The sequence below is a fragment of the Paenibacillus sp. 37 genome (assembly GCF_008386395.1).
GTDB lineage: Bacteria > Bacillota > Bacilli > Paenibacillales > Paenibacillaceae > Paenibacillus > Paenibacillus amylolyticus_B.
On the sequence record NZ_CP043762.1, the window covers coordinates 58561 to 85248 of the forward strand.

Consider the following 26688-nt stretch of genomic DNA (forward strand, 5'->3'; position numbering starts at 1 on the left):
CATATCCCTATTTCTCGTATGCTTCTCAGTAGCTTCTTGTTAAATATAATCAAACACAGGCGTGATCTTTTAAAATAGGTACTCATCAAAGTGAAAATCTGTTCTTTATAAAAGACTAGGGAAGATTTTTAAAGTCTTGTTTATACCCCCGGCACAAAAGACCAAAGCAACGTATGGGATCCTGAAAGATGTTAGGACTGATATTTCGGAACAGACAAATAGGACGGCTCCATCGCCGTCCTAAGTTGTGTGAAATATTCAATTATCGTCAGACTCTACGAGACAGACTGTACCTACCGTTTTCTAAAGAGTCACGCATTCAAGCTAATCAAATTATTGTTGTTTGTATAGCTTATTCATTTCACTTTGAAATTGAATTTAAATGATCGCGTAAACGGTAAATCATTACGGATGCCTCAGCACGTGTCAGTCCGTGTTTCGGACGGAACGTATTGTCCGGATACCCTTGTACGAATTTCTGTCCTGTTGCCATTTTTACATCCGCTAATGCCCATACTGCAATATCCGAATCATCAGAGAATCGTTGAGCTGTAGTTGAAGGAGTTATGCCTCCCTTAATCAGCACATTGACCATCATCTTAGCTGCCTGTTCTCGATTAACTACAGCATTCGGTCGGAATTCATTGCTATTGAATCCTTTTGCAATACCATTAACAATAGCTGCGTTTAGTTCTGCACCATACCATGCATTATCTTTAACATCCTGGAATGGCATTGTTATGGATTCATCCGGATTTACGTTTAGAACACGCACAATTAATGCTGCAAATTCCATACGTGTGATCTGTTTATTCGGAGCAAAAGCATTTGTGCTAATGCCTTTTATTACACCATCTTTCGCTAAGGTTTCGATTTCATTCTTAGCAAAACTTGAATCGGAAACATCCTTAAACACACCCGATACCGGTCCAGACTGTTCATTATCCTGATGATCTCCTTTAACATGATCATCAGGTTTATCATTTTCAGGATTCTCTGAATCTTTATCATGATTTGACGGAGGGATTGGAGCTGAAGGATTACCTGGATTTGCAGGTTGTTCCTGTTTCGTGTTTTGTTCCACTTTTAATCCCTTCGTACTCTCTCCTCCAAAATTCACAGCCCTTACTTCGTATACATACTTTGTATTCGGTGTAAGGTTTTTATCTGTCCAGGATTTTTCCGCAGCGTCTACACGTCCTATTTCCTTCCCAGCTTTATATATCACAAATTCGGTTAACCCTTCTTTATTTACATTGCTGAAATTGAGCGTAATGGATCTCTCTAAAGCACTTGATTCAATACCCGTAGGCACTGATGGTAAGGTCCACACAGTGACTGAAACTGGTTCTGATGGATACCCAGCTGCATTCTCTGTCACAATGTTCACAACAGCTTTTGATCCAGGCTCTAACCCTTCAAGACGTATCGGTAAGGTATCTCCACGCCACAATTCAGTTCCGTTCTTGTCCAGAACCACATACTCATTTGCTTGCTCTACGGTTTGGAAACTAATTTCTGTCCAACCATCCCCTGATTTCACCGCTGGAGCTGACACGGGCTTTGTTGCCGTTAAAGTAGTCAGTTTGACACCTTTTCCTTCGCCGCCCTCATTTACTGGCACAATCTCATATTCATATGACTTACCTGGTTCCACCTTTGTATCTGTATAGCTCACTAGGCTTTCTGCTTCTACCTTCGTAATTTTTACACCATTTCGTAAAATGACGTACTCCTGGATTTCCTGTCCTGATGTCACGATTTCCAGTGTTACTAAGTTAGACTTCACATCAGTAATGATGACATTACTTTTCTTTAATTCAGCACGAGTCACCAGTTTCACAAGAACACCTTTTGACGCGTGGTCCGTTTTATTGAATGCTGATAACGTTAAATTATACGCATATCCAACTTTCAAGTGGGTAAGGTTTGCAGTAGGTTCCGATCCGTTGTAATATACTTGACCTGTTGCTTTGTCTGTAATCTCGTATCGCAATGCTCCATAAGGTTCAGTCCAACTCAATGTTGCATCTGAATTTTTTACATCCACTCGATCTATATCTGGTGCCTCGGTTAGGGTACTCCAAACGATCTCAGATTGATCCCCCATCCCAGTCGCATTTTCGGTTGATACTTTAAAGCGGTATTCTGTTCCTGGTTGCAAGTCAGTAACGTTAAATTCTGCTCCTGTTATATCAGTTGTACTACCTTGCTCATCCGTGATCCAATACCGAGATGCCGTTTTATCTTCTTCCCAGGCTAATGTCATCCCCGTTTCACTGATTGTCTTCACCGTAAATAATGATGGTCGCACCGGCTTAGTCAAAAAGCTGAATGATGTCGGTTCGCCCCAACCGGAGCTATTACCAGCCTGTACGGTCCCGCTATAATCCGTGCTTCCTTGAAGCGGTGACAGAACATAGTTTAGATCATTCGTCAGGAATTCTTCTCCATTCAGATCTATTTTATAATGAGTTGCACCCGTCACGGATGATATGTTGAATTCCGCTTCTGTTTCTCCAATCCCAGTAACTTGTACAGATTCAACATTACTCGGTAATGTCACTGTCCTTACAATCTTCGCTTTTCCTGCACCTGTTCGATTGAAAGCTACCAGTGACACGCTGTATTCCTTTCCTGGTTCAAGTCCTGAAGCCGTATATTCCAGATTTGGACCTTGATACTCGGCAACAAGATTTTGTTCGAGATCATACACCTGAAGGAGATACTTGATTGCGCTTGGGACGCCGTTCCATTGCGCAGTGAATCCTGTTGTACTAAAACCGTGCATTTTTAGGGAGTTATCCTGTTCAGGCAAAGTCATTACATTCAAAGGTTCCGAGACATCACCTTCGCCCGTTTCATTTCCAGCTGCCACTACGTATTCATACGCTGTTCCAGGGGTTAAGCCAGTATCTTTATAGTTTAGATCCCCCCCGTTATACAAGAGCTCGTTATTCCGATAGAGATCGTAATAGGTTGCCGTTGTAACGCTCTGCCACTCTGAATTTACGGTATCTTCTTTAATCTCGATTGCTGTAAACCCTGTTGGCGTTTCCGGAAGAGTTAAAAATCCGACACTTGTAGCCAAGCCCTCACCACTATCATTAATTGCTGAAACTTGTACCGTGTAGCTGCTTCCTGGAATTAGTCCAGTTAATGCTTTTTGAGTGCTTGCAACTAATCCGTTTTCTATGATTTGACCTTGGTTATCGATCAACTTTAGGCGATAATCGGTTGCAGTTGGTACAGAATCTATGTTGATCAACATTTCATCTGGTTTCCGAAAGACAGGACTGATCTCGACTCCAGGACTAGCTGGATATGTTAGTGCAGAGACTTGTGTCTCCGATGATCCCACATGATTTCGAATCGTCAGCTGATAGTTATAAATTTGACCACCTTGTAGCTGCTGGTCCACGTATTCATGAACCGGATACTCCAATATCTTCTCTGTACCGGTATTCATGTTTTTGATGGTATACGTGTAGCCTGATGTGTATCGATTTCCGCCAGGTAAATCCCAGCTTAGTTTGACTTCAGAAGCACTGATTGCTGTTGCTTCCAGTGTTGGGGCATCGGGTGCCTTCTGTACTTGATATGGGTTGGACGTATGTGTACCGGTGTTTCCAGCGTTGTCTTTCACTTGTGTATGCACATACCAGATACCTTCTTTGTCCTCTATGGTCACTTTGCCGTTGTCTGGCATTACCTGCCATGCTTCACTCGGTTGTTCGCTTTGACTAATCTCTACATATACCGGTTCAATTACACCCGACAACCTATCAGATGCCTTAATTTGAACATCGGTACCCTGCAGCGACCATTGCAGTCCATTAGGTGTATAATCCACATCAGGTAGTTCCTTGTCAATTCGGATATCGAATTGAGTCTCCGGACTGATGAGCCCTACTGCATCCACGGCGCGAGCTGTAATTGTATGCTCACCTGTTTCTGTAATGGTGCCACTTTCACCCGTAGTGTAAGGACTATCACCAATTTTGTACTCGTAATATACATCCGATGCGTCTTGACTACCATTTAGTTGGAATGTCACATCTTTGTTTGTCCATTGACTCTCTGAGAGAGTATAACTCGGCTCTGTTGGTGCAGTGCGATCGATGAGGACCTTTGCAGTTGCTTCAGGGCTGATATTACCTGCGACATCAATCGTCCGCGCCCATACTTCTGTTTCTCCTTCCTCATCGACAATCATTTCCCCATTATATGTTGTCCAATTTCCTGTCCCTACTTTAACCTCTGTCCGTTCTGCCCCACTTAGGTCATCTGTTCCATTCTTCAGGGTAATCGTTACCGGATCTTGTGTATAGGATTCCTCAGACAAACTCAACACTGGTGCTGTGGGTGCTTGCTTATCGACTCGCACAGTGACTTCCGTTGATTGGCCAACATTCCCTGCCTTGTCCTTTGTACGGAACTGATATGTCCATTCTCCGGAATCCCCGATAACTAAAGGATCATTGTACTTGTGCCATGTTTCACCGTCTCTCGTATATTCAGTGTAATCCGCACCACTGCCAATATCGACACCATGCTTAGCTATCAGCTTCACATCTTTGTTTGTCCATGCGTTTTCAGATAAGGTAATCTCCGGCTTCTCAGGAGCGACCATATCAAAGTTGATTCTCCCGGTATAGGTTATTGTGTCCGTGCCTTTATTCCCATCATTTCCGTTAATTTTAACATTCGTATATGTTCCTTCCGGGACTTCATTAACCGCCCAATCAAGTTTCCAAGTTCCAGCTCCTGTAACACTGGTCGATTTAGTAATACCATTTAATGTTGCTGAAATGGAAATTTCGTCTCCTTCTGAGTCAAATGCGCTACCCTTCAAGCTGATTTTCTCAGATGCTGTACCGATATTTTGATCAGAATTATCTACTGAAAGTACCGGTGGCATGTTTGTGGTTGATTTTTTAATATACCAGAAACCATCTGTGTGTAACCCATCATCCGGATAAGTTTTGTCTATATCTAAAATATTGCTCTGCACTAACGTATCCTTAATCTTATTTGTTGAGTTAGCTACAGCTTCATGTCTAGTAACTTGAGTTTGCTCCAGATTAGTAACTTCATACTCTGTCATACTTCGGAGGTAACCGATCGAATATAATCTAGTACCTGCCCAAGTTGGATATGTTGGAGCCGTTTGATACTCTCCTACACCAGAGAATTCACCAGTAGTGCTATTAAACGTATAGTTACGATAACCTGAAATATTATCTATATCACTTTTATAGGTAGTACCTTTAGATTCTCTATAACTAGTCACCTGATTTTTTGTGGTGTACTTATCCCAATAGTACAAGGAATCTGTATTTACGATTAGGTTTCCTGTATATGTTGCTGTTGAAATTCCACCCTTACCGTCATCCACTGTAATTACTGGCCTACTGAAAGTACCACTACTACTAAACTCGGATGTACGCCAGACAAGAGTCCAAGCCTTATCATCCTTAGTTTGACTTAAAACTACTTGTTTCTCTACCCCACCTATACTCGCTGAAATGGACAAGGTATCGTTATCTGCATCTGTAGATGTGCCGGAAATAACAAAGGTGTCACTCCCGGTCTTTAAATTTATAGATTTGTTACCCGATTGAGTCACATTGATGACTGGATTTGTATTAGGCACCAATCCTACCCTTGTGTACCAGAATCCATCAGTGTGAACTCCATCTACTGGATAAGTGTTTTGAGCTGCTTTAATGTTAGTTTGTACTAATGAACCTTTTATATCTTGTCCACCATTCGCTGCCCAATGTAGATCTTCTTGATAGTACAAACGATCAGAAACCCTGGTATATCTAATTACATTTCTATTATCATTAAAATGTGGGATATAACCTACAGGTTGTTGTGCAGTTAGTGTGTAAAAATAAGTACCTGTAACTTTAGAAGAATGCATTCCAGGATCAGTAGTGTATCCTGTGAAAAATCCAGGTAAATTAGGGTGTTGATCAGATGTCCATCTAGCCCACGAGATAAGTGGTGTTTTATCTACTCTAAATTTGCTCCAGTAATAATAAGTTTGTTGCTTAATAGTTATATTACCTTGATATTTTACCTCTACAATGTCTATACCGTCTTCAGCAGATATAATGGGACTATATGTACCTAATGGAAGCTCGCTTATATCCCATGATAACACCCATTGACTTTTTGAAGTTGTATTATGGACTTCTACAGATTTACCAATACCACCTATAAACCCTGTTATTAATACATTGTCGCTATCGGGATCTTGTACAGTTCCAGAGATACTAAAGGATTCCTGATCATTTAGGTAGGTCATATCCCCTTTAGTAGTAATTTCTACAACAGGTACTTTATTATTTATGGTACCCTCATACTTATAATAGAACCCATCAGGATCAACAGCATTATTTGGGTAGGTATTGGCTACAGAGCTGTACACGCTCCCTACTAAGGTATCAGGTATAGGTGCGGCATAAGCTTCAAGAACTCCTGATTCAGCCATACCTTCACTATATGCTCTAGTATATTTTATTTTACCTCTATTTCCAGGAGCATCATCATAAGTATAAACCACACCTGTATTAGCTTGACCGTAATTACCATCTAGGTTAAAAGTTCCAGTATTCTTATCAAAAGTAAAAGAGCTGTAACCCGTAATCCAATCCGATTTAAATATATTACCTCTTATGTCCCAATAGGCATACCCTTGCTTTACTGTGTACATAGACCACTTGTGCGCAACAGAAGCTTGGCTATTACTTGGGTAGATTGTCATTCCAGACAAGGTAATGACTATCGTTAGCATCAAAATAAGTGCTTTCCTCAATCTATTCATCTTAAAATACCTGCCTTCTTTCGTTTTTTTAATTACTTGTAAAAAATCCTTATTCTTCAAGATGGAATCTCTAATAGACAATGCTTCCTGTTCATTCGATTTTGATTCTAAATATGACGGAGCCATTTAACAGGCATAATTGTAATGATTTCCAAAAGTTAAAGTTTATTCTTTACTATTCGTGAAACAATAACAACCAGGCGTAGGGATCTCTTCTAGTCGCCACCCATCCAAATTCTCAAACCGGAAAATTGGTTATTCCCTTAATATGTGAATCTCTCAAAAAAGTAAATTTAGAACCTTCTCCCATATCGTTAGCGTACATATTTAACTCCTTTCCACCCATAGCGTGGCTTTCGTAGCCACTTTACATATGAGTATTTTGTTTTGGAAACCCTCCTGTGTCGGCCGCACCGAGGAGGAGCTGCCAAATAAAAACAAAAAAAGCACGCAATTATCCCTATGTTAATTAGGATAATCGCGTGCTTCGCAATTTGTAGTTATTCAGTTAATGTAACTTTAACATTAATTATATTATCTATCAACATACTATCACCTACCCATCTATGCATGATAAGTAAGATATATTTTTGTTAGGTTGCTGTCATTTAATTAGATCTCCATTACTTGATCATCGTTATCTGTTTTCTAGTAGATATATGGGCAGTGTAAACATTTGAAATGTTCGCTGAGAAACCCAGTCCCCTGCCACAACGAATATGTAATTCATATTGGCATAGATCCAGTCTTTAATCTCCCTATATAATTTTGCTTCAGCAAATTTTAGAATGAATGTGTATTTGTTTTGTTCTATCGGTGCAATCAAATGGACATTGAGTTTGCGAGAGATCTTCAACTTGGCTGATAATTTTGAATACAACTTGGATCTTGAGGAGCTCTTAACACCCGTGGACCATTCATTTGAAAAGAGAATGTATTTATGCCTGATGCGCCATAGAATTAACACCATCGAACAGTTGATGGATATCAGTTACATGGAATTATGCAAGATAAGGTTATTTGGGACGGCTTCACAGAATAGATTATACCAACTATTAAATGAGAGATTCTAGGTCGGAAATTAATATGCTATCGAATCTCTATTTAGTATGGCAGCTCCATCAATTGCTAGCTGCTTAGCAAGTTTAATCAAAGTTAAGTTTCACTCTCTTTGTAAGTGACGTTTCTCCAACAGACGACCTTCCGGAAACTCAGTCAATCTATCGAGTAGGTATAGATAAGTCATCTGCCCTCATCCTGGTTTTGCACGGCAAGAACAGATCCTCAATAAACATCTAAACCTCTGAGTTAACTTGAGGTCGAGATATATTAACGTTCAGTCTACCATAGTAATTTTTAAAATACTGTTTTCTTTCTTGATTTTTCCCATCTCGTTTCATAGGTTTATACTTCCAAACAAGTGAAGTAGCCGCCGTTTTACCGAATGTTTCTGTTTTATGTAATTCTGTGTCGTGACTTATTATAAGGGAATGTTACTAAATAATAATTATCGTTAACTTTTTGATTCCATGCAATTATCAGAAAATAAAGCTGTTCTCCTTCAGCATTACCTATTAGAAAAAGACCAAGATCTGACTTATTATCTGCTCATTGATGGAATGATGTTACTGTGTCTTCACCATTAAGTTCAATGACTTCAAATGTGTAATTTACAAGTTGATGTGTACTAGTAGTCAACATCAAAATCAATTCTTCTGCCGTTTGTCGAATTTGCTGATAAGAAATCATAAACAGTACTGACTAGTGGCTACAGATTTCCTTCTAACGTTAGACTATATATAATACATAGCCAATCTGGAAGTTGTATCGGTAGGTAAGCAAAAACTATTTTTCTTTTTTTTGGAACTGAACTAATTTCCTTTCATAAGAATTTTCTTTAATTGGGAGATGCGTCCTTGACTAATGCCCAACTCATCTGCAATTTGCTGTTGAGACAAGTCGGGCTGTTGCTCAATGATTTCTTTTAACTGTTTGAGTTTTATAGCAGTTTTTGGCCTCAAATCTGGATAATCGTTGCTGGCTCTCTCATTGAAATCGTTATAGGTATCTTGTTTAGAATCAGTAACGATACCCTCCGGGGATGCAGGAATTTTTACTATTTGAGGAACGTACTCTTGGGGAATGTTATCTTGAAGTTTTAAGTCTTGCGCACAGGACCGGCAAACGAATTGTTCTTTAAAATACGTATCTGTATTCAGATCTCCGCAGAACACACATAATGTCGATTTATACTTTCTTAAAATCAACTCTTTTCCCTCAGTGAAAAACTCAAGCGGATCGCCGATATGAATTCCCATCGTATCCCGTAATTCCTTTGGAAGGACAATACGTCCAAGTCGGTCCAAAGATCTCTTCATTCCAGTCCGTTTCATCGAAATTCCTCCCACGAAAATATTAACTGCATGTCTTATTTTTATTGTAAGAGTGAACATGATTTTTTACAACAAGTTTACGTTTATGAGTGTTATTAGTGCTAGACCAAAAGGAAATATTTTATGAGAACATCAAACAAACGTGTAAGCAGTAATCTGAATCCGTCCTTCTCCCCCTGATAGAAGAATAATGCCTAAAAAGACAAAAAGCCGCCTAAAGAGCGACTTATATTGCAACTACAATTATCATCTGAGTAAACTAAGACAGATCATTATAATACCGTTGTTGTTCAATTTTTCCACCTTTGATATGATGGGTTGACTACTGGACAGTTAAAAGCATAAGCTTCTTGTCAAATCCACCGCGCTCATCATGTTTTTGTTTACGAATATTCTCTAGTTCCTCAACCGTTGTACCTTGGCTAAGGGCAAAACTATAGACTACTTCTAACAAGTCAGCCAACTCAAGTATCTGCTCGTTACTGTCTTTTGCTTCGAGAAACTCGTTTAATTCTTCTTGCATTTTCAGCTTAAGTGCGGTTTCATATTCCTCTTCACTAAGGACTTTCACATTATATGATTTGCCGCTTGTTTCAATAATTTGCGGTATCTTATCACGCACAAGTTTGTTAGAAGTCTTCATCTCAATCCCCCTATCTTTTTCAACCCTGACATGCAATCCAGAACTTCCGTACGATGTTGCTCTCGATAGCCAATTCAAGCTCAGATACATGTTTATTCAGCTTACTACTCTCCTTCAAACGATGAAGAAGCACTTGATTTCTTGCTTCTAGCCGAATAATCTTTTCCTCATGCGGTATCACATTTGACTTACTACTGTTACAAGATCGATGTGCAAAAACCAAATTCCAAAGATCATCGGAGTAGAGGTATGACCATGGGATAACATGATCAATAGCAGGTGTCTCAGTTACTATTTTTTCTCCACATAAAAAACAGTGAAATTCAGGGTTCTCAGCTTCAATGAATTCTGCAAACTTACCTAGTGGTTTTCGACGTACCTGATCTTCGTCAATTATTCGTACTTTCTTTGAAAGTCGTGGAGAGTGATTGAAATTCTCTAACATCTGGGTCCATCGATAATTAATGGCATCGAATACAATTAGGCGACTACCTTTAAGCGCAAGTACATCCTCTCCTTGCATAAATAAACTATCCGCCTTCTGTTCATACTGATATACGCCTTCCACGTCCTTACCTTCAACACGTAAGAAGCGGTAACTCACGTCCGATTTCAGTGCTCTTACGGTAGAAGAAACAGCCTTCTCATACTCTGAACTGCATACCGCCTCATATTCGACTTAAACCATTTTACTGGCTTAATCGAGCTTGTACGGGCCTGATAAATAGCTATCAGTTCCCTCGTAATGGTCACGATGACAGGCGGCTTCACAGGATTCGAACTTTGCTGAAGACCAAAGAATAGGGTTTGTTCAAAATAATAGCGAAGAACCTTTTTGGCAATATCCCTTAACTGAATTTCAACCAGAAATGCTTCTTCTATTTCAATTGAATTTTCTTGCTCTACTGCGATTTCTGTAATTGCTTTAGCCCAAGCCATTTTGTAGGTGTTATCAAAAGAACAATTACGGATTATGTGTAGCCATTTTTCTAAGAAGTCCACTATTTTACCCCGATCTATCATATTGTGATTTCACAATGCTGATACAACATCCATCTATGAACTATGAGAGATTTTACTTTCATTACCAATACTCGCAATCGAAGTTTGTCCAATGAGAATTCGGCAAGTCCACTGCACTGCAACTAACAACATTCTATTCGATATTAAAGTGTATATTTACTCACATTACTAGTCAGTGGATCCACAATGTAAACAACCCTGTTACCGGCATAATTAAATTGTTTATCCGAAGTGTCTATTTTATATGAGGTTATGGTTTTTAGCGTTCTTCGATCTAAAATTAGAAGTCCATCTTGTTTTTCAACGAGAAGAGTTTTGTCATCTGCTGATTCACGTATCCAAAATGAACCTGTAGTTGAAACTTTCGATTTAGTTACAAAACCCTTAGAATTAAAAGCATAAATGGAGCTAATACTTTGTAGCATAAATGAGTTAGATGAATTTTTTGTGTTTCCAATTAAAAAATCAGCAGACTCTGATATTGTTTTCGTCCAGAGCGTTTTTCCTTGTGGATTTTTAGCAATGACTGCCGTTGACCCAGCTTGATCAAATTTTGTAAATATCATCGTTTTATCTTTCAAGATTCCCCGAAAAGACAAACCATTGTTTCGATAACTAAATTCTTTTCTCAATTGATCATCATAAAAAGAAAGTGTACTTTTATACTCCCCAGCAAAGGACCAATTAGAAATGGTTGAGATATATCCATTTTGTTGATAATACATAAATTCATTAATCATTTTCTTACTAAGTAATTTTCCATTTACACTATAACGGTATGTCATATATTTAGAAGAATTAAGTTTTAAATAAACGAGCAATGTACCATCGTCCATAATATAAGACCCAACTTCATTCGTAGTTTTTTCTGTGAACGTGTAATCCAAAAGCTTATTTCCTTTTGGTGAAAAAATGCGAAGTTGAGGGAATTCTCTATTTTTTTTCTTATCCTTGTACGATGTAATAAATGACATATTTCCGTTGGATAATATTTGATTCTTATAATCAAATCCACCACTATATTGCACCCATGATGAAGAAATGACATCAACAGATCCTATTTTAGTCTTTGTTTTTTCTTGATAGACGGTGACCTTTCCTGAGGAATCCATCAAATAAAGATAATCTTTTATTTTTCCAAAGTTACTAACTTCATCGTGTGTAACAACCCAGTCTGGCTTAGGTAGGGAGTCATAGGATGTTGGTGCTGCATACATAGGAGTAGCCGTCATTAAGAGTAGCCGTCATTAAGAGTAGAAAAATAAAACCGGTCAGTGTTAATAGTGTTTTTCTCATAAAGTAGCTCCTTAAAATTATTGATTTAAATAATGAATTCGATCTTGTAACTTCATTGTGGAACGTTATTTTATTATCTGCAGTTCTCTCCAGTCATTCGACGTTAGATAGTTAGTGTCAACCAGGAGCTTCAGGGATATCCCGGTTAATAACTCCCGTAATGGATAATACACTCTATTCTTCCATACAATTTGCTTACTGCGATTTAGAGTAAAAGAACTCTCCTGGTAAGTCACAGTGATCTTGCCATTGCTGTTATCTATGTTACCCCCCAGCAGTTTCACAAGTTCATCTACTGGAGAATATATTGTCAGGTCCGTCGTTCGAAACGATCCTTGTCCCCCATATTGCATGTACTTGCTTTTGAATTTAACTGGTATAGGGTCATTAATAGTTAAATAATTATCCATGCCAAACGTATAGAAATAGGAATCTGCGTGTGAGTAATCAACGACATTGCCGTATCTTCGAGGTGTCATCAGATCAGAGCCTACAATTCGATACGCTCCAAAATTTAGCAAGCCAGATTGAATAATATGATCGGTGCCACCCATCCAACTCATGCCATAGTCGATGGCAGAAGATGAACCTGTCGAATTAATCGGTATTGTTTGAATTAACTTCCCATTAGAGGTATCAAATATACGGTACTCCTCTTTACCTTTGACTCTTCTACCGTTCTCTGTATAGTTGACCCACAGCACAACATATTTCCCATGAGGGCTAAATTGAGCGATACCAAATGCATAATTTGCTCTGCTCGTATCAGACTCTAACAAAGTATGTGACTTACCATGAATAATAAGCTCATGCTTGTATGACCTTTTTTTCTTCGTTTGCTTATATACAACAGAAGAACTTAATGTTCTTTTGTACACAAAGTCATCTGAGTTGTTTTTTTGATAAGATTTAAGTTTCAGTTTACTTCCATCAGGCCTGATCTCGTAGGGGAATTCACCAGGATATGTAACATAGGTATAGTTTTTTGAATCGAAATATAATCCTGCCTCGACATATAATGCGCCTACTTTAGGTGCTGGATCAAAATAATTACGATACAATACATTCGTCACAAATATATCGTTATGCTCGGTAGGTCGTTCTTTGGCTGTATGTATAAGCTTATTGGTCGATATAGAGTACACCAGGTATTCGCGACTTCCTTTCTCTACTACATACATGTTTGCATCTGGATAAACGCCGTCTATCCTTCCATTCGCTGTATTTCGGTTAGCAATAATGGAAAATACCTTAGTGCGGCTATCATACTTCACAATTTTTTCGGTGGAACCACTCTGTAGGATCGAATAGCTTATCAATGGATTTTTTGTATTCATGCCTTTAATCTTTCTGAAGTTGTACTCCGAAGACTTATCTACATAATCTACCACTGTGTCTTCACTGGTAAATAAACCTGTATGATAGTCTACTGTAGTTTTCCGAATAATGGCGTCTCCTGTTCTATTACGAAAGTTCGAATCTTGCATCCATTCAAAATAGATCTTATCTCTACTATCGGTTGGAATCTCATTAGCCATAGCTAATTTTCCAGGAACAGTCCACTCTAAAACAAGTAACAACACGATTATAACCGCTATATTATGTATCTTTTTCATTAGTACTCTCCGATCCAAATCAATTTATTTTAGGTATATCATCATTACAAACTAAGGATTCATTTTCAATCTTCTCGAGTGAGATAATTGCCATAATTAATGGTTGGATGCGTTCGTCTTGGAATGGAGTATCAACGATAAACTCTCAGCTTAAATAAACTACCTAACAATTCTTTGTCAAAATAATAGATCTACCTTCTGCTATAGGTTAAAAGAAAGCTAAATATTGAGTAAGCACAAAGAAACGCAAAGACTTACATAAATTTTGTATCACGAACAGACATGGGAATGAGGCGAAATGGATGGCTATCGAGCAAGATGGAGATCAATCATAAGCTGAGAGCAGAACAGGCGCCTTCAAGGCAACATATGTTGTTTATCGTAAGGACATGAATCCTGTTTGCAAAGCAGTTCTTATATTGCATTATTTGATTCCGGCACGTATTACGAAACGACTTACAGGATGAGGAAAGCCATCATTGCAAGAAAGTCTTGAGTTAACTAAAACGTTCAATTAGATCCTGAAGAAGCTCTTCTTTCTTTTTTCTTTCTGAAGATTTCTGAAATAGAAACGACGGCCTCCTTTTGAGAGGTCGTCATTCAATTCAATATGAAAGAGTAAATTTACTCACATTACTTGAAGCATAATTCAGGACGTAAACTATCCCCTTACCTTCATAGTATAATTGTCCGTCTCCTAAATCCATGTTGAATTTGTACAGTGATTTAATTTTTAGTGATTTTCGATCCAGAATTCCAAGTTGGTTTTGATCTTGAAAAAGAATGGTTGAACCTTCATCCGATTCAAATAACTCAAAAGAATTTGATGATATTTTGGTTTTGTTTATAAATCCTTTTGAGTCAAAAGCGTAAATCGAAGTCTTACTTTTCATTAAAAATGAGTTAGTTGAAATTTTCGTATTACCAATATAAGGACCAGCTGACTCTGGCAGTGTTTTTGTCCAGAGTGTTTTTCCTTGTGAGTTTTTAGCAATAACTGCCGTTGTCTCTCCTTGATCAAATTTTGTAAATAACATTGTTTTATCTTTTAAGATACCCATAAAAGACAAACCAATATTCCGGTAACTAAATGATTTATTCAAGTGATCGTCATAAAAGGAAAGCGTAGACTTGTATTCACCTGCTGAGGACCAATTAGAAAGAGTGGTAATAAAGCCATTTTGTTTGTAGTACATAAATTCGTTAATTGATTTCTTATTGAGTAGTTTACCATCGGCACTGAAACGATATGTCACATATTTGGAGGTGTTTAGTTTTAAATGAACAAGCAGTGTACCATCATTCATGATGTAAGATCCTACTTCGTCGGAGGATTTCTCTGTAAATGTATAACCCCATAGTTTTTTACCATTTGGAGAATACACACGGAGTTGGAAGAATTCTCGATTCTTTTTTTCATCCATGTAAGCAGTAATAAATGACATATTTCCATTAGAGAAAATTTCATTTTTATAACCAAATTTCGCAAAAATCACACGGGAAGATGAAATGACATCAACTGTCCCAACTTTAGCTCTGGTTTTTTCTTTATACACGGTGACCTTCCCTGACGAATCCATAAAATAAAGATAATCCTTTGTTCTTGCAAAGTGTGCCACTTTTCTTATAATGTCAGAGCTATCCTTATGTGCAATGCTCCAATCTGGCGTAGGCAAAGAATCATAGGATGTGGATGCTGCTGATATAGGATTAGCCATTAGTAAGAGCGATATAACAATAAGAAAGCATAAGTTAAGTTTTTTCATAAGGTCCCCTTAATCGATAATTTGAAAAAAATAAATTCAATAATAAGTCTTTTGAATCACATTGGTAGATGATCCACTTCGCCATTTCTTCGCGTGTCAACGTCGTGCTCGGTTTAAACCTATTCGGATAATCCGAGGGTTTTAGGAAACCTAAAGAACTGCATCATTTACTTCTTCCTCACTCAAGCCAGAAATGTTTCAAACTCTGCACGGGTTACCATCATACCTGGCTTAAATGTGCCAACAAATATATCCTTTGAAATAGCCATTCGCTACGGCTGCATCGATGGCAGGCAGGTACATCTTTAAATAAGGTAACTGCAGCCTGATTTGTGTTTCCGGTGAATCAATACATCCCCAATACCAATGCACCACTTAATAAGAGTTGAGTCGGATTTTTCAATTCTTTCACGCTCCACATGTTAAAAGCAGACTATACTTCCTTGATATAAGCTATGTATTCTTTAGGATTGACCTTTTTTTCAGATTGAGATTAAACAGATTTGTTAATTTGAATCTAAATGTTACGTGGGGTGTTTCTACATTGAGTTAGTTTTATTAGGGATCTGCTCTTATGTGAATGTGTTATGCTGCTCATTTACACGTCCTTCCCATAATCTTGAATGTAGTTTTCTGTTCCGTAATACCTATCAAACTTGCCAAGAACAAGAATATTCTACCACTAAATGATCAAAGGATATAGGTATAATATCCCAAAAATACTTATAATCCATTTTGCTCCTGATCTTTTAGTTAAGTTGATGTTTCACAAGCTGGAAGAAAATAAAAAAAGCAGCTCGCGGCTGCTTTTTGTTTACCCAGTTATTTGTTCCATTTTATTATTTGATATCTTATCAGCGAGTCTCATAAAAACATTCATGTCAACAGCGTTAATTATTTCACTTTGTAAGTTTGCATATTCACTTTTCAACTTCTCATTCTTATTATTCGCTTCTTCGAGACGACCTGCTAATTCTAGAGTCATCTGTCTTAGCAACGAAATATGTGAATTCAGATTATCCATAATTTCATTAAAGGTAACTACAAACTCTTGGTCTAGTTGAATTGGTTCTTGAAGTGAATAAACCGTATTATTTTCTTCTCTGGGACTCAGTTCATGAGCAATCGTATTTGAATTAGTTATAGTTACAATACTTCCATCATTTTTGTTTTGATTTCGGATTTGTTTAGCTTTTCGAATAGCGTCCTCATACTTTTTACGTAAGGATCCATTCCAGCGGAAACCACACGCTGCTTTTGATCTTTTTAATTTTTCACTAGCTTCTTCAAATGCTTTAAGTTGTGTACTTCCAGATTCGATATGCTGTAATACAGTCTGTGCTAAAAACAAATCTGCTTCAACGTCCCAACTGTCTTTACGCAATTCCATAATGAACACTCCCTGATTTTGATATATTGATATCTCTATTTATATCCCAAAATATATGAACATATTCCCAAAGATCTGAATTTTATCTACTTACAGTTCTAAAAGATATCTACGAACATTAATTGATTACTCTACTCCACAGAATAAAATAGCTGAATACCTATGGAGTACTAGCAACACTGGACATAAGATAACTGAGCTACTCAGTAAGTATGACTATTCAGTTTACAATTCCGATAAACTGTAATAATACCTGTAATTAACCATCTTTGCTTAAAGTAAGCTGTTCAAGAATCCAGTTAAGAGCTCGACATCTTTTTTTTCATTCTTGTATCGTTTGTCCGTAAAGACTTTACAATTTCGTCGACAGAGATGAGCTCACTGCATCCCCTAGGAAAATTCCAGGATGGAAGCTCCTTAATTTACTTTCTATTCCTATCCGGAGCTTCTGACTATCACTGAGCCTCGAAGTATTCTCTTCTCTTCTTTCGTAGGTTACTCAAGAAAAACATCAAACAGCAGAGGATACCCCTGCTGTTTGATTTCTCTAATATGTACAATTAATGTGCGCAATCAATTCCCCTGTTGGTTGTGAGAAAACATACTAAATTTGATGATCATATAAAATAAGTTTGAATTACATTTTTGATTCTATGATCTCAGATAACTGTTCTAAACTAGGATTAACGTATTTATCTCCCTCTACAACAAATGTCGGTACACTCGCAACGCCATTGATGGAGGTGATTTTAAAATCTTCTTTTACTTCATATAACCCCTCTAGTTTCTTTAAACTCTGTTCAACCAATTTAGAATTACCATGCGGTACATATTCATCGATTAATTTAAGTAGGAACTTTTCATTCGCCCAAACGGTTCTTTCTTCTCCTTGGTTCATATAAATTGCATGGTGATACTCCCAGAACGCCTCTTGATTTTGACTCCAAAGAATTTCTCCTACCATAGCTGCCTTTATGCTGTCTGGACCTAAGAAAGGATAATTAACTACATAGAGTTGGGCTTTGCCTGTATCAATAAACTTTTCTTTGAATTTATCGAAATTGTCATTATTCCAGGCCTTACAATAGGGACATTTGTAATCGACGAATTCAATGACCTTAACCGGCGCTTGTGGATCACCTATATAAGCTTGTTTATTGAGTTTGTAATCGCCTGCCATGACTTCTATTTTACTGTCTACATCCTGAAAAGTGGGGAATTCCTCTTTTGATTTGAAACCTGATAAAAGAACCATAAGAAGAACTACTAGTAATCCCAAAAAGGTAAATACCATTATCCCTTTCTTTAATGAGTTCCTTTTTTTCTCAATTTTCATTTATAACACTCCCTCTTAGTTTATACCGAAAAAACAAAAAAGCACCTCAATAAGACCATGTGGTCTTATTGAGGTGCTTCCTCTTCCGGATATTCAATTACTTTAGATTATACATCAGCTTGTGCACAAAACCAAGTGGATATTGATTGGATTGGTGTCTAATCAAACTTTTAAGAATTTAAATGGACTCAAGTGAGTCCTTAGGGAATGCTCTCTATTAGTTTAATACCCACAATATCATTGTTGAGGTCACGTAATACAAGGCTTTTATAGGTTGCATCAATGTTTATAAGAGTTTCTATATCAAATATATCACTAGTAGTTCTTTTAATATTTGAATCCATTAGGATCGCTTGTTCACCAAAAACGTAATTTTTTCCGTCTTTCACAACAACAATAGATACGACCTCTGTATAACGATCCAATACTCTATTCACTTGTTTACCTGATAATATTGTTTCATCGTAAGCTATGAAGGAATTCTCGGTTAAATCATGCAGGGTAGGTAAGACACTTGTTGACTGAGTACATCCATTAGCAATAAATACAACCATCAATAATGAAATGCTGCGGATGAATTTCCTCACGATCCATTTCACTCCTTATAAATAGAAAAAGCACCTCATGCAACAGCCTAAGCAGTTGTAGGAGGTACTTCCTCATGTCCTTATTCAGTTGCTTTTATTATATCCTTTGAGCGTCTAGCGTGTAAACAAACAATAATGCTCTTAGGCAAGTACAAGTGAATTTAGATGTAGCACGCAGGATGCTCGTTTTGTAGGATATTTCAAGTAAATACTCATTAACATCTAAAAGGTCCTTTGATCAGGGCCTGTAAGACATTCACGCGCTCTGTAGTTTCTTTATTTCAATATGATCGGCTTGTAATCTTAAAAAGGAAGGGGTATCAACTTCTTCCCCCCAGTTATAATTGTTTGGCAAAAAGACCTTCTCACTATGTATTTCTATATAATAATCCTCCAGTTCATGAACGTTAATACGCTCATTAAGAAGAGCAGTTGAAATCCTGACATCAATGAATCTTGCAACTTCTAAACCTAATTCTTTACATAATTTGATCCAAGATTTATTTACATGCGATTTCATTTTAGCCTCAGCCGGTGTGGAGTTTTTTTTAAATTGCTCGATCCACTCGGGCCTATACTTTTTTAGGTGTTCCCTTTCTAGTGTTAAAACTTCTACATTCATATATAGTCCAAATTCCGCCTTAACATCCCAACCTAAAAAACTACTAATTTCATCGTTATATTTAAACCACTTTTCATGATATGTAAACTGATGATGGATAACACTCCACTGTTCCGTTCCTTTGTTTACTTTAAGATAATGAGCCATTCTCTTCTCTCCCTATCAATAAATTTTATAATTTCGATAGATTCTTTACTTTGCCAACCTTAACTGTATAGCGTTCGATATAGCTATTTTCCACTTTGTCGAACCTTGCCCCAGGTATTTAATAATGGTTTCTGCACAAGGATAACCTTGATTGTTTTGCGCGAAAGTTGTGTAATCACTTCTTGAGAGAAAACTACCATATTGTTCCGAGGCTTTCCGAACAGCCTCAATACATTTACCATGAAAATATGACTGTACTGGATTTTTAATAGGTAGTGTGACTAGATTTGAATTCGAATAAGAATGTCCAATATTACCTACAATCGATTCTGATGGATAAGAAGTTGATATTTCGGTGTCTTTAACAACTAGTTTAAGAATTGTATTTTTCAGATTCAACTTCCCATCAATATAATCTGTCACTACAGTAGTACGATCATAACCAAGGAGTTCATTAATTATCTGGGCAATTTTGTGTATCGCGTCCCTTTTATTCGTCATTGCGTTTGTTTGATTATCTAATAAATATATTGATTTCCCTGTTTCAAGCAGATTGATTACTACATCCAACGTATTCATCACTAACCCCCTGTATATTTAAAAACGCAAAAAAAGGAAGCACTCACACACTTAGTAATGACTAAGTGCGAGGTGCTTCCTCGCTTCTCTTATTTAATTAATTCCATTATATTCTCTGGGATAAAATCTGTCTATAGAATTACCATAAACGCTTTACCCAATCTTTTTTAGAGAGATCTCAGACTTTTATTTTCTATGTTCCTGCTCTGACTATGTAATAACTACTCATACTGCATTGTCCCTATACAGTTTGAATGCAGCCAAATACTCTCTTTTGTTACAAGCTCGTTTTCTGACTTTTTTTCATTTGAGAAACTCTAGATCGAGAAATGCCTAATATTTCAGCAATTTGATATTGCTTAATCTCAGGATCTAGTTCAATTAACTTTTTCATTTTAATCAGATTAGAGGTTCTGCTTGTCTTATCAAGTAGTTCTTCAGTTCTCTCTAACGCTGTAGAGTTAGCCTTCACCATCTTTAGGCATTGATAACACACAATTTTTCCTTTAAAATCAATAAGCTTCGAGCCTGTGTTCTTACAACAAAGTATACAATTTGATTGAGGAATTATAAGAATCAACTTATCCACTTCTGTTTTAATGATGAGTTCACTACCACAATAAATATGGTTCCTGTCTCGAAATTCTTTAGGGATAGATAATCTACCTTCTACTTCAATCTTTCGTACAAAACTCATCGCTCACGTCCTTTCAACCTTTCTTTAGACATTATATTATATCACAATGATTTCCTATAACAATCAAGAAACATGCACCCCATCAATACATTTTATCTCATAGATTTTGATGGGGTGCTGGATTATTCATAAATATTCTTAATTCAACATGCTTACGTCATTAGAAATTAGCATCATAAATCATTAATGCAGTTAATATTAGACCGACTATTCATGCTAAAGTCTACGCTGCAATTGAACTCTCATACAATATTTTATTATAATGTCTCGATGTGATTCCCGTATATCTGTAAATTCTAATGCAATTTGAAGACCACTTTCAATTAAATTCTGATACACGAATCTCCCTCTAAAGGGAATTTCATGAGTGGAATCTCTTGTTTCGATAAATAATAATCCGTTGAGCCCTTCCGAATTGTATTCAAACAAATGTCCATCTTTTATAAATGAAAGCCCACCTCCACTTATATCCTTCGTGATATAACTTTTCATCGGATGATCACTTATTCCAACATCAAGTTTAAAACTCACGGTTGCAGGTACCCGAAAAAATTCTCTCTTTTGTACCGTTAATATGGAAACGTCCTCTGGAATGGAAAGCTGTAGCTCTACTGGTTCACCTCTAGATTGGGAAAGAACACAAGTCTTGAATTGAAATTTTTCTCCTGATCCTCCTGCAAAATATATGTAAACCTCCTTCTTTACGAGTTTAGGTATCGATATCCGATGTTTAACCACAATGGAGCCAATTCGAAATGTCTCTGAATCAATAGCTTTGATTTGTGCAACCAACATATTACCTTGTTTGTCTTCAAGCTCCACGTATTGATCAACAAATAATGCATCAAGAGCAATCATTATTTTTTGTCATCCCTCCTAAGTAGTTCGAAACGCAAAAAAAGCACGGCAGTCCTTTAGGACATGCGCGTGCTTCGCGTTAGATGTATTCATTTCTGATTCATTTTATCATAATCGGAAGAGACGGTAAACCTCTTAGAGAGAACAGATCTCTTTTGATTTTATAGGTATCGAAATAGTAAATGTGTTTCCATTGACTCTTGAATCAACAGTTATGCGACCATGATATCGTTTAATGATCCTCTGAACTATATATAAACCCAATCCAGAATGATGTCCTTTATCCTTTTTGGTACTGAATCCTTTTTCGAAGAGTTTATCAATTAAATCTTCAGGAATTGGAGGACCACTACTGAATACTTTGAATAACAATCGATCATCTTCTAAGTAACCAGTCAGCTCTACTTTTCTTTCTTGCTCAGGTAGTGCTTTTACACTGTCAAAGGCGTTATCAATCAGGTTACTTATTATTTTCACAAGATCAGTACTCTTCAAAAATTCGAGTTGCATGCTGCTAATCTCATGACTAAATGTAATATTATGGTTTGTAGCATGTGTTATTTTAGCTTGTATCAAACCTGCTAGTGCCGGTGAATTAATATTGATCATATCATTGATAATTGTTACTTCTCCAATCATCTCAACAGTAAACTTTCTAAGTTCCTCATATTGCTCAGTAGCTATAAGCGATTGAATAGTGAACATATGATTATTAAAGTCATGTCGTTGTTCCTTAACCGTCGTGAAGAGAAGATCCATGTTACTAAAAAATGCTGCCTCTTCAGATTGTAGCGCCATAATTTTGTTACTTGTGTAATTTCTCGATATAATTCCTAGTACAATCAATACCAGTACAGCAGAAATTCCAATCAGCAACTGTATTTTAAGAAGAAATGAGACCATGTAATTATTAATTTTGCTAATGTCCGATACTATACTAATGATCACGGGATACCCAAGATGGAAATAGAAGTAAGCTTTAAGAATGGGTTTACGGTCCATTTCAGTTTCAAAGTTAAGGTCGTTTTTACCCTCATATGCCCTTCTCACGTAATCATAATCTTCTTCAATGTCATACTGGTAAGTACCGAAAAGGATTCCTTGATCATAATACTCTGTATCACCAATTTTCTGATGTTTCCTCTGTTGTTTAAGAAAGATGGATGGATCAAACACCGTTACCTCTCGTAATGAAGTTGACATTACATTCTGTTCAATTAAATTCTCTAATGACCTCCCCCCCCTATGTGATAATTGAATAGAGATGCTAATGTTTAATGCTTCAGCTTTCATTTTTTCAACTTGCTCGTAAATTAGCGCTTCTCGAGTAGAGTTATAGTATGTCTGATTTAATAGACCTAAAATAGTAAGTAGTAAAATAGCAATTATAAGAATGATTTTCACTTGCTTCGTTTTGAACAGAAAAGCCTTCATGTTGTTCCTCCAGCTTGATTAAGTATACTTCTCTATCCTTATCGACACTATCCTCCATTATTTATTCAAGGATACTGAAAGATATGTACTAAAGTGATATTTTAAATTTAAATAACACTTCTAAATTAGGCCTACTAGTTGCTTTCTATACTGATTAAACGGCAACAGCGTAATCCCTATCTATCTAATACGTAAAGACACTACTTAGACGCTTCTTAATTGACCAATTAATTTATTGCTCATCTGTTTTTCTTGTAATCGAACAATTTAATTATTAAATGACTAAAACTCTCCACTATACATGTACTAGACTCCTTAGTATTTTTTATAATAGACGCTTTTCTCTCAGACCTACTATCAAAGTATCAAATTCAATTTGTATAGATTTAAAAGCAAATTCGAATAAAAAAAGCACGCACCGCCCTTAAAGGACGATGAGTGCTTCGCATTTGTACGTTTTAAATTAATTGGAAAGCATCAAGAAAATGTTGAATTAAGGTTTAATTAATATATAACTCCTAATAACTAAGTTATTTTGGTTTATTCGGTCCAATTACGTATACCTTTTTGTTCTTTTGTCTACCAAAAAGTATCGCACTGTCGAGATTTTCAATAAATACGTCAATGATATTACCTTTTACCGCACTACCTGTATCCTCCGCTTTTCGATAGCCTACACCTTCAATGTACACCCACCAACCCATTGGTATTACACTTGGATCAACTGCAATTGTTCGACCTTCTTCCACTGTAGCTCCTGAAGCTGTAATACCATACTGTGGATGCCCTCGATCCTTACCAGTAGACTCAACACCTGCTGTAAATGCAGTTAATTCAACCTCTTCCAAAATAAATTTATATTCTACCGGTCTTTCCTCAATCGTGGTGATTTTTTTCTTGTTTTCTACGAGAACTATTGAACTCTCTTGTGGTTGATTGATATTATCATCTTCTGTAGCAGCTATATTTTCAATTACATCAGTATAGTTATACTCTACTTTAGGTTCAGGAACCCTTGTCCCTACAGCTATAACCTCTGGCGTGTAGGGATGGACCACTCTTCGTGAACGTTCGTGTTCTAACGATACTTGACCATTTTCTAACACTGTAGATCGACTAACTATCTCTTTCCCTGGTATCCCTTGTTGTATTACTTTTTCCTCACCAATAAACAGATCAGGATCATTATATTTTACTATTGTGTACGGGATCTCTTCTTCATATTCTTTTTCAGATTTCGCAAGCCGCGTAACTCTAATTTGTGTATTAGAGGTCAACTTTACCGTCGCAGCAGGCTCTACAAGGTCTTGATTACCTAATCTAATATTTAGCTGTGTCAATACTTCTCCAACTGTTTCAGCGTGCGTATCCACTGTAGTATTGTGGTTGTCAGACATTACGACAACACGATATTTGGGTAGCTGCAAACCTCCAATATTCTGTTGCTTTTCTGTCTGGAGAATATACACCAAAGATGAGCCAGATAAGATAGGAACTGAAATTGCCAATGCTATTAGCCATTTTTTTGTTCTACGGTAATACATAAAGTCACTCCTTCAATATAAATAAAAAAGCACCAAACCGCTTTTTAGAGCAGTCTGGTGCTTCCAGATTCAAGATATTTAATTAATCTTAGTATAAAGTACAACCATCAGTCAGACAAGCCTAAATACTCTTTGAGCATCTGAGTTTAATATGATAGAATTGAATGAAATAAATACGTTGAAATGTGGAAGCACCACTATAACCTCTAAGGTTTATAGTGGTGCTTTTTTTGTCTTTAGAAAGGGAGGATAAAACAATGGATTAATTCGGACAACGACGGTCCATCTAATTCTAAGAATTCAAAATAAGGAGTGTTGTTCATTATGGATGCCAACTGGCCAATAGCTATAATTTTATGTTTATTAATTGTATTAAGCTTGATTTCTCTGGTAATTTTAAAAAAAGTAGAACTTCGGATGTACTTTATAGACACTGCCCTTATCACAGTATGTTTGGCCTTCTGTGCCGTAGCATACTTTACAGCATTTGAAGCATTTTTTATTGGGATAATAGTCTATGTATTTAGATTGACAAATAGTGATAATATTATTAAATTTGTTTTTCTGTTTTCAGGATTAATCATTGGCTATTTTACGGGGAATGACTTTTATACAAACACTTCTATCTTGATATTAGCCATATTTATTATTATACGCTTGGTGGAGTCTATCGTTGAAATAAGTCTCTATACTCCAAATTCTGAGCCAATTACAGAGCTAGACATGCAGTCTAAGAAGTCAGATGACTAGAAAAAAAGAATTATAGAGAGGCGTTATCATGCCTCTCACTTTGAACTCACATGAAACTATATTTCATTAATGATATTTCAACTCATATCAATTCGATTTAGATGCGTTCAGTTCATATCCTTCATTGCTGTTGAGTTGTTAATCATCTAAGGATGAGGGGTCTCTTGCAAATAAACACTTGATTGGCCGATAGAATCTAAAGGAACATTCATGGTTGCCATAGCCAGTTTCTTTTGTTCATCGTTAACGTGAGTATAAATCATTGTAGTCTCTATTGATGAATGGCCCATAAGTTCCTTTACGACTCGTATATCAATTCCATTTTTGAGAAGCATCGTAGCAAATGAGTGTCTTAGCTTGTGACAAGATAGTTTCATATCACTTACATTTGGATTACTCTTTTTGAATGCTTCAAATGTTTGATTAACTAGCTTTTGAATCTGTCTGATCGAGAGTCTTCTCCCTTTTTGAGATACAAAGAATGCATCTTCCCTAAGGCTATAAGGCGAAATCCTCTCTTTTTCAACTTCTAGTAGGTAGTCTAGTAAAACGTCTGGAACGGGTATTTCATTCCATTTTCTACCCTTACCAAACACTTCTATTACTCCTTTAGTCTTTTTCAGGTCTTTTAAATTCAACCGGTGAACTTCCCCTACCCGTAATCCACAGTAAGCCATAAGTAAGAATATAGCTATGTTTCTGTTTCGGTAACGCCCTTCGATAAATTTAAGGCTCTCTGTGAGATCCTCTTCCTCAAGATACACGGGCTTCTTATTTTTTTCCGTTTTGGACTTTTTCACTTCTGCAGCCGGATTTTTAGAAGCAAGCTCAAAATCCATTAATGCGGTATAAAATGTCCTGATAGCGGAAAGAGTTCTGTTCCGTGTTATATCGGCTGCTGCTTGTTTATCATTTAGAAACTCCATAATATGCAATTTCCCTACCTCCTGGGGCGGGGAACCGTTTAATGAGTCTAGAAAGGTCAAACACTCTCTCATATATTCTTTCTGTGTTGAGGCGGTGTATCCGGATTGCTTCAGGTATATTCGAAAAGCTCGAATCTGCTCACTATACAAATCCTCGAGCTCATAAGGATTACTCATTAACTTTCCCTCCAAACATTAATCTCTTAATCAAATTCAAAATACATCTATAGAAGTAAGTAAATTATA

Annotated in this window: 20 protein-coding genes; 2 read left to right on the top strand and 18 right to left on the bottom strand. The window is 36.8% G+C overall.

What is annotated here, in order from left to right; genetic code table 11:
* Positions 1 to 361: 361 nt before the first annotated feature.
* Positions 362 to 6895, bottom strand: a complete 6534-nt coding sequence (locus F0220_RS30560) for a fibronectin type III domain-containing protein (protein ID WP_188310590.1) — start codon at positions 6893 to 6895, stop codon at positions 362 to 364.
* Between the two features lie 920 nt (positions 6896 to 7815).
* Between F0220_RS30560 and F0220_RS33500 the strand changes: the two genes are divergently transcribed.
* Positions 7816 to 7908 carry a hypothetical protein gene (locus F0220_RS33500; protein WP_411157711.1) on the top strand — a complete coding sequence of 31 codons (93 nt, stop codon included), beginning with the start codon at positions 7816 to 7818 and terminating at the stop codon, positions 7906 to 7908.
* A gap of 798 nt (positions 7909 to 8706) precedes the next feature.
* On the opposite strand, the gene F0220_RS30570 is transcribed toward F0220_RS33500, so the two are convergent.
* From F0220_RS30570 to F0220_RS30640, 16 genes are all read right to left on the bottom strand, one after another.
* Entirely contained in the window at positions 8707 to 9228 is a 522-nt protein-coding gene (locus F0220_RS30570) for an AbrB/MazE/SpoVT family DNA-binding domain-containing protein (RefSeq protein WP_149846985.1), read from the bottom strand.
* Positions 9229 to 9550: 322 nt separating this feature from the next.
* Entirely contained in the window at positions 9551 to 9871 is a 321-nt protein-coding gene (locus tag F0220_RS30575; RefSeq protein ID WP_149846986.1) for a nucleoside triphosphate pyrophosphohydrolase, read from the bottom strand.
* 19 nt (positions 9872 to 9890) lie between these two features.
* The gene (locus F0220_RS33135) at positions 9891 to 10475 is read right to left on the bottom strand and encodes an HNH endonuclease (protein ID WP_223200054.1); all 585 of its coding nucleotides are present in this window, start codon (positions 10473 to 10475) and stop codon (positions 9891 to 9893) included.
* Positions 10476 to 10492: 17 nt separating this feature from the next.
* On the bottom strand, positions 10493 to 10894 hold the full coding sequence (locus F0220_RS33140; protein WP_223200055.1) for a DUF8808 domain-containing protein: 402 nt from the start codon (positions 10892 to 10894) through the stop codon (positions 10493 to 10495).
* Between the two features lie 143 nt (positions 10895 to 11037).
* Positions 11038 to 12111: a hypothetical protein gene (locus tag F0220_RS30585; protein WP_188310591.1), complete on the bottom strand. Its 1074-nt coding sequence runs from the start codon at positions 12109 to 12111 to the stop codon at positions 11038 to 11040.
* Positions 12112 to 12255: 144 nt separating this feature from the next.
* A complete protein-coding gene (locus F0220_RS30590) occupies positions 12256 to 13806 on the bottom strand; it encodes a hypothetical protein (RefSeq protein WP_091037166.1) in 1551 nt (516 codons plus the stop codon).
* Positions 13807 to 14411: 605 nt separating this feature from the next.
* Positions 14412 to 15572, bottom strand: coding sequence for a hypothetical protein (locus tag F0220_RS30595; protein ID WP_091037163.1), 1161 nt, complete (start codon positions 15570 to 15572; stop codon positions 14412 to 14414).
* A gap of 814 nt (positions 15573 to 16386) precedes the next feature.
* Positions 16387 to 16962, bottom strand: coding sequence for a hypothetical protein (locus tag F0220_RS30600; RefSeq protein WP_149846988.1), 576 nt, complete (start codon positions 16960 to 16962; stop codon positions 16387 to 16389).
* 637 nt (positions 16963 to 17599) lie between these two features.
* The gene (locus tag F0220_RS30605; protein WP_149846989.1) at positions 17600 to 18298 is read right to left on the bottom strand and encodes a DsbA family protein; all 699 of its coding nucleotides are present in this window, start codon (positions 18296 to 18298) and stop codon (positions 17600 to 17602) included.
* A gap of 200 nt (positions 18299 to 18498) precedes the next feature.
* Positions 18499 to 18885 (bottom strand): hypothetical protein, encoded by a 387-nt coding sequence (locus tag F0220_RS30610; protein ID WP_149846990.1) that lies wholly within the window; start codon positions 18883 to 18885, stop codon positions 18499 to 18501.
* A gap of 256 nt (positions 18886 to 19141) precedes the next feature.
* Positions 19142 to 19654 carry a hypothetical protein gene (locus F0220_RS30615; protein ID WP_149846991.1) on the bottom strand — a complete coding sequence of 171 codons (513 nt, stop codon included), beginning with the start codon at positions 19652 to 19654 and terminating at the stop codon, positions 19142 to 19144.
* A gap of 45 nt (positions 19655 to 19699) precedes the next feature.
* A complete protein-coding gene (locus tag F0220_RS30620) occupies positions 19700 to 20233 on the bottom strand; it encodes a hypothetical protein (RefSeq protein ID WP_149846992.1) in 534 nt (177 codons plus the stop codon).
* A gap of 277 nt (positions 20234 to 20510) precedes the next feature.
* Positions 20511 to 20930, bottom strand: a complete 420-nt coding sequence (locus F0220_RS30625) for an AbrB/MazE/SpoVT family DNA-binding domain-containing protein (RefSeq protein ID WP_149846993.1) — start codon at positions 20928 to 20930, stop codon at positions 20511 to 20513.
* Positions 20931 to 21146: 216 nt separating this feature from the next.
* Entirely contained in the window at positions 21147 to 21788 is a 642-nt protein-coding gene (locus F0220_RS30630) for a flagellar brake protein (protein ID WP_091037139.1), read from the bottom strand.
* A gap of 135 nt (positions 21789 to 21923) precedes the next feature.
* Positions 21924 to 23222 carry a sensor histidine kinase gene (locus F0220_RS30635; RefSeq protein WP_149846994.1) on the bottom strand — a complete coding sequence of 433 codons (1299 nt, stop codon included), beginning with the start codon at positions 23220 to 23222 and terminating at the stop codon, positions 21924 to 21926.
* A gap of 530 nt (positions 23223 to 23752) precedes the next feature.
* Complete coding sequence (locus tag F0220_RS30640) at positions 23753 to 24766, bottom strand: 3D domain-containing protein (RefSeq protein WP_149846995.1); 1014 nt, start codon at positions 24764 to 24766, stop codon at positions 23753 to 23755.
* 324 nt (positions 24767 to 25090) lie between these two features.
* On the opposite strand from F0220_RS30640, the gene F0220_RS30645 reads away from it, so the two are divergent.
* Positions 25091 to 25516, top strand: coding sequence for a hypothetical protein (locus F0220_RS30645; RefSeq protein WP_100528098.1), 426 nt, complete (start codon positions 25091 to 25093; stop codon positions 25514 to 25516).
* A gap of 146 nt (positions 25517 to 25662) precedes the next feature.
* Here the strand turns inward: F0220_RS30645 and F0220_RS30650 are convergent, their stop codons facing one another.
* Entirely contained in the window at positions 25663 to 26619 is a 957-nt protein-coding gene (locus F0220_RS30650) for a tyrosine-type recombinase/integrase (protein WP_149846996.1), read from the bottom strand.
* Between the last annotated feature and the right edge of the window lie 69 nt (positions 26620 to 26688).